The sequence below is a fragment of the Nonomuraea sp. NPDC051298 genome (assembly GCF_055586305.1).
Genome location: NZ_JBVJIM010000058.1, coordinates 1 through 5,188 on the forward strand (window position 1 = coordinate 1; position 5,188 = coordinate 5,188).

7 protein-coding genes and 1 pseudogene are annotated in these 5,188 nt (G+C 68.7%); 5 read left to right on the forward strand and 3 right to left on the reverse strand.

Translation table 11 applies throughout. The features are described from left to right. Positions 1 to 413: 413 nt before the first annotated feature. The 4 genes and pseudogenes from ACZ6S0_RS52780 (at position 414) to ACZ6S0_RS52795 (ending at position 1,902) form a co-directional block, all read left to right on the forward strand. Positions 414 to 788 (forward strand): hypothetical protein, encoded by a 375-nt coding sequence (locus tag ACZ6S0_RS52780; RefSeq protein ID WP_465928712.1) that lies wholly within the window; start codon positions 414 to 416, stop codon positions 786 to 788. After that, positions 785 to 985, forward strand: a pseudogene (locus ACZ6S0_RS52785) (DDE-type integrase/transposase/recombinase); the annotation flags it as partial. The gene ACZ6S0_RS52780 and the pseudogene ACZ6S0_RS52785, both read left to right, overlap by 4 nt. A 25-nt stretch (positions 986 to 1,010) precedes the next feature. Continuing rightward, the gene (locus tag ACZ6S0_RS52790) at positions 1,011 to 1,283 is read left to right on the forward strand and encodes an integrase core domain-containing protein (protein ID WP_465928714.1); all 273 of its coding nucleotides are present in this window, start codon (positions 1,011 to 1,013) and stop codon (positions 1,281 to 1,283) included. Between the two features lie 454 nt (positions 1,284 to 1,737). Next, on the forward strand, positions 1,738 to 1,902 hold the full coding sequence (locus ACZ6S0_RS52795) for a hypothetical protein (RefSeq protein ID WP_465928716.1): 165 nt from the start codon (positions 1,738 to 1,740) through the stop codon (positions 1,900 to 1,902). A gap of 112 nt (positions 1,903 to 2,014) precedes the next feature. Here the strand turns inward: ACZ6S0_RS52795 and ACZ6S0_RS52800 are convergent, their stop codons facing one another. The 3 genes from ACZ6S0_RS52800 to ACZ6S0_RS52810 all read right to left on the reverse strand — a co-directional run bounded on the left by ACZ6S0_RS52800 (position 2,015) and on the right by ACZ6S0_RS52810 (position 4,034). Continuing rightward, entirely contained in the window at positions 2,015 to 2,902 is an 888-nt protein-coding gene (locus tag ACZ6S0_RS52800) for a hypothetical protein (RefSeq protein WP_465928718.1), read from the reverse strand. Next, positions 2,899 to 3,480 (reverse strand): RNA polymerase sigma factor, encoded by a 582-nt coding sequence (locus ACZ6S0_RS52805; RefSeq protein ID WP_465928720.1) that lies wholly within the window; start codon positions 3,478 to 3,480, stop codon positions 2,899 to 2,901. Before ACZ6S0_RS52805 ends, ACZ6S0_RS52800 begins: the two co-directional genes overlap by 4 nt. Positions 3,481 to 3,644: 164 nt before the next feature. After that, positions 3,645 to 4,034 carry a hypothetical protein gene (locus ACZ6S0_RS52810; protein WP_465928722.1) on the reverse strand — a complete coding sequence of 130 codons (390 nt, stop codon included), beginning with the start codon at positions 4,032 to 4,034 and terminating at the stop codon, positions 3,645 to 3,647. Positions 4,035 to 4,288: 254 nt separating this feature from the next. On the opposite strand from ACZ6S0_RS52810, the gene ACZ6S0_RS52815 reads away from it, so the two are divergent. Continuing rightward, positions 4,289 to 5,188, forward strand: a 900-nt coding sequence (locus ACZ6S0_RS52815) for a transposase domain-containing protein (protein WP_465928724.1), incomplete at its 3' end; no start/stop codon positions are given.

Genomic DNA, 5,188 nt, shown 5'->3' on the forward strand with positions numbered 1-5,188 from the left:
CTAGACCCGATGGCCATCAGCCAGGAATCCGTGATGACCGCCACACTCGACTCTCATGACCGCTCACCTGGAGTTTTCCACGGCCGCTCTCAGTCGGCCCTCCGCCCGGGCCGGTGTCATAGGCCGCAAGGTAGAGGCGTATCCGAGGCTATGGCGTCGCACCGGTGCCTGTCGGAAGGCGTCCCAGCCGTGTGCTCTGTCTTCACGTTCAGGTTTCAGGGGCTGTCACCAGCTTCCGGATGCCCACGTTTCGGGCTCGGCGACCCAACCGGCAGTGAGGATCAGGTGGCTCCGGCGGTCGACGGTGAGGAACCCGAAGGGATGGACGAAGTCGACGTCAATGTGCTGGCGCAATAAGGAGGCCGCGGTGTCACCCCGCCGGCGACCGCCGCAGTGGCAGTGATTGCGGCAGTTTGGAAGCCGTTGGCCTGGAAGGTGGCGAAGGCGTTCTGCTGGGCGTGGGTGATGGCGAGCGGCATCGTGCTGATGACGGGGAAGTGCCCGCACGTGGTGTCGGTCACTGTGGCGAGGCCGACTACCTGGGGCAGGTCCAGCAGGTCCTGGGCGGAGGTGACGGTGAATCGCGGCACTGTGACGTTCAGATGGTCATGCGGCTCGTGGTCACGGACGAAGTGAACGCTGATCCCAGGGCCTGGGTGTCCCACAGGGAGAGCGCCCGCCTTTCGGGAGTGGTGGTGTCCGGCGAGTACGTCGATGCCTGTGGTGAGAACCTCGCCAGGTTTCTGAGAGTCGTTGCCGAGGACGAGGTGGACGTCGATTCACAATGATCACCACTGATGAGGGGCCGCTGTACCTGGCCTCAGTCGAGGATCTGTTCTGCCGTCGGCTGCTCGGCTACGCCATGTCAGAGCATCACGACGCGGCGCTGACGGTCGCCTCGCTGCAGATGGCTGTCGCCACCAGGGGCGGCGGCGTGGACGGGGTGATCTTCCATTCGGGCCGCAGCTCGGAGTACACCGCTGCCCGCTACCGGGCCGAATGCCGCAAGCGTGGGGTGGTGCAGTCCATGGGCCGGGTCGGGCGCGCTCGACAACGGAGCCGCCGAGTCGCTCAACCGCACCCTGAAGTCGAGTTTGGGCGCCGTCACACCACTTCGTACCAGTGCGGAGGCCTGGCTGAAGATCGCGACCTGGATTGCGGACTTCTACAACGTCAAGCGGAGGCACAGCGCCAACGACGGGCTGCCGCCTGCCGCATTCGAGCGTCGGGTGATCGAGAAGAGGCAAGCATCATCGGCCCTGGTGAGGGGCGCTGTGGCATAGGACCGTCTCCACGGTTTGAGGGGAATGACGGCTGGTCACCGGTTCAGCTCGGCGACGGTCAGCACCGCGCTGGCCTGGCTGTCGTAGCTGCCACGCTCTGCCGGGCTGGAGAAGGTGGTGCCGGGCAGTTCGTGCACTATTTGCATCATCGTGCCGATCAGTCGCTTGAACGTCGCCCGAAGTGCGGAATCCTCTTGGGCCGGTACGCCAGCGTGATCCCGTGCTGGTGACAGCCTGGGGTTTGGCGGCCGACCGGCCGATCACTTCCGCCTGGCGTACCGCCACGTCACACGCCTCATGCGGGCGGCGCAGATCATTGAGCGGGGCATGTTACCGCCTGTCCATGCCGGGACCTCACCGTCGCGCACAGATCCCGAAAGCCCAGGATATCTGTGCACACAACTTCGGAAAAGGACACGCGGTCTAGCCTCCAACTTCGCCGGGGCGGTCCAAGGTGACCGACCTGGTGATCGGCGGCAACGCGCCACCCGCGCCGCCCGAGCCACGCCACGTGCCACCCCAGGTCACCGAGACGCTCACCTGGCGTGCGTTCGCCGGTTCCTGGTACCGGTGCGAGCAGGTGGACCTTTGCTGCATGGCGGGACGGCCGGGGTCGTAGGCGGCCCCGGACCGTCACCGTTGCTGGCGGGACCACCTCGCCGCGCCGCGTCCGTCCACCCACCATGCCGCGGTGCCGCACCGTGAGGTGGGGCACCCAGCGGGTGGTCAGGTCAGTCGAGCTTGACGGAGCCGCCCGTGGCCGGTGTGTTCAACTGCGTGCTCGTCCGTCCGGTGAGCTCCTCGAGGGAGACGCTGTGCCGCGACCCGTCCTGGAGGATTGTCGTGACGCCCTTGACGCCGCCCCGACGTGAGGCGTTCTCGCGCTCCTCCGTCATCGGCGCGTCCGGCCACCAGGCCGCGAAGTAGCCGCCGGTGACGGTCGCGGTGACGTTGCCTTTCGCCTCCGTGGCGAGCTCCAGGCCGACCACACCGGTGCCGACCCTGCCGGTCACCGTTCGCACGCTCTCCTCACTCGAGCTCGTGCCCGCGCCGAGGGACGCCCGCGCCGACCCCGCGGGAACCGGCGGACGCGGCTGCGCGCCGGGTCCCGGCGTGCTGCCGTGCATGCCGACGAGGTCGCCATCGCGGAGCAGGCAGGTGATCTCGGCCAGGTGGCTGCTGTCGTCGTTGACGTAGACGAGCGTCCACGGCCCTCGCCCCTCGGTCACCACGGGCCGGAAGCCGAGTTCGCGCCCGGTCGTGCGCCCGGCGGTGTCCTGGGCTTTGTCGAGGCACTTCTTCTGGGCCTCGGCGGCCCGGTCACCGCTCACCGTGTGCGGCGTCGCGGTCCACGCCGCCATCGCCGTGCCGCCGCCGAACACTCCGGGCAGCAGCAACGCCGCCGCGATGCCTGCGGCCACACCTCCGCCAACCATGGTGAGCCGCCGGGCGGTGAGCACGCGAGGGCTGCTGGTCGTCGGTGCGGGCGCGTCCATCGGGTCGGTGGCCACCACCCGGGCCAGCAGGGAACGAGCCTTGGGGTCGGTGCTGGTGTCCAGGTCGGCCGGGGTGACAGCGGGGTCGAGGTCGCGCAGGGTGTGGTCGAGGATGTCGTTCATCGCGTGCTCCGAGAGTCGAGGGTGGCGGTGGCCACGGGCTGGGTTTTCGCAGGGGGAGCCGCGTCGGCGTGGCGGCGCAGGGCACGCCGAGCCCGGGTGAGCCGAAGCCGGAACGCGACGGGGGAAATACCGAGCACCCGCGCGGCATGCGGGGCTGTGAGGCCGTCCCACACGGCCAGGGCGAGCGTCTCCTGGTGGAGCGGACTGAGCTGCCGCCACGCCTGGACGAGGTCGAGCCGGTGTGCCACCAGTTCAGGGTCCAGCCCGGCCGCTGCGGCGCCGGTCAACTGGTCGTCGGCGATGCGGACGGTGAGCGCCTGCCGCCGCTGATCAGCCCGCCACCCGTTGCGGAGAGTGCGGTGCGCGACGCCGAACAGCCAGGCCCGCGCCTCGTCCACCGCCGTCGGCACGTCGTCCAGGCGACGCCAGGCGACGAGGAACACATCGGCGACTACGTCCTCGGCGTGGGAGGGGTGGACGCGACGCTCGACGAACCGCAGCAACGCGGCATACGTCTGCTCGTAGAGATGGCCGAAGCGCTGGGTGCGCTCCGGCGGCTCGGTGTCGGTGACGTTCATGTCTGGGTCATGTCCGGCTGGCCCGCAGGTGTGTCGCGAATCGTCACGACGAGGCGTCGGCCGCTGCCTGCCCCGTGCTGTCGCGCGCCGCCCCGCCCGCGAGCGCCCACCCGTGGCCACACCCCGGCACCGTCCCCTATGAGTAAGAGCCTGCTGACAAAGACTTAAGTGCTGGTGGGCATCGGGCCGTAGAGGGCGGGCCCGATCTTGTTGATGTAGCCCTGGTGGGACCATTGCAACAGTTGGACGCGGAAGCTGTTGACGTTCTCGATGCCGAGGATGGCGGCCAGTTCGGCTCCTTTCCAGGCTCGCCATGGCTGAGCGGTCAGGAGTTGCAGGACCTTGCCGCGCCGGTCGGGGCGGAACAGATCCGGCAGCGGCGGCGGGTTGTTCCAGCGACTGCTGGGCGGCCGGCCTGCCAGTTCGCGCGTCAGGCGGCGGGCCATCTGATGGGCGGTGGCCCACCAGATCAGGGCTTCGTGGTGGTCGGGCCTGCGCTCATAGACGCGCACCAGGCGGCGGTAGCGGACGAGCCAGGCAAACGTTCGCTCCACCACTCACCTGCGGGGCAGCACAACGGGGGCTTCCCCCAAGGCCAGGTAGTTGAGGTTGCCCGTGGCGCTGTCAAGCCCACGAGTTCTCAGGACATGGGAACGGAGATCCAGTAGAACGGTGATCTTCCACAACCAGCCGTCGAAGAACTGGATCTCCGTTGCTTGCCGAGTATGCCAGCTCTGCTGTTTCCCGCGCTGTCGAGACGGGCTCTTCGCCCCGCTCGACGGCCGGAAGACTGTTCGCTCCCGGGCATTTGGGGGAGTTGACCGCGCTCGTGCCGTTCGAGCTCGTCGATGCGGTCCTTGATGAGACCCGCGGCGTTCAGCGTCGTCTGCGCGCTCTGCCCTCGCGTGTCGGGGTCTACTTCCTGCTGGCGATGTGTCTGTTTCCCGAGGTCGGCTACCTGCTGGTCTGGCAGAAGCTGACGGCTTCGCTGGCTGCCTTGCCGGTCGTGACGCCCACTGCCAAAGCGCTGCGTGATCTGCGCCGCAGGGTCGGCGGCGCGCCGATGCAGCGCCTGTTCGAGGTCCTGAGCGGACCGCTGGCCCAGCCCACGACGCCCGGAGTACAGTTCGTGGTCTACCGCACGGTCTCCTTCGACGGCTGCAGTTCTCTCAAGGCCCCCGACACCGTCCGTAACCAGGCCTGGCTGGGCAGCCCTGGCCACGGCGGCTATCCCCTGCCGGAGCTGATGACGCTCGTCGAGACCGGAACGCGGGCCCTGATCGGCGCGGTCTTCGGCCCCACCGGCAAGGGCGAGAGCGGCTATGCCCGCCGCCTGCTGCACCTGCTGAAGCCGGACATGCTCGTGTTATGGGACAAGGGCTTCGACGGCAACGCCTTCCTCGCTCAGGTCAGCGCCACCGGCGCCCAGGTGCTCGGCCGGCTGCGCAGCAACCGGCGCACCCCCATCCTGGCCATGCTCGCCGACGGCTCCTACCTGTCGGTGATCGGCGCCTTGCAGATCCGCGTCATCGAGGCCCGCGTAACAGTGACCTGCGCCGACGGCACCACCTTCACCGGCACCTACCGCTTGGCCACCACATTGACCGATGCCCGCCGTTACCCGGCCGACGCCCTGGTCAGGCTCTACCATCAGCGATGGGAACACGAGTCCGCCTACTACGCGCTCCGCCACACGATCATGCAAGGG

Bases quoted from the DNA above. Each gene is read 5' to 3' on its own strand.
- ACZ6S0_RS52800 (WP_465928718.1), bottom strand. From the start codon at position 2,902: ATGAACGACATCCTCGACCACACCCTGCGCGACCTCGACCCCGCTGTC.
- ACZ6S0_RS52805 (WP_465928720.1), bottom strand. From the start codon at position 3,480: ATGAACGTCACCGACACCGAGCCGCCGGAGCGCACCCAGCGCTTCGGC.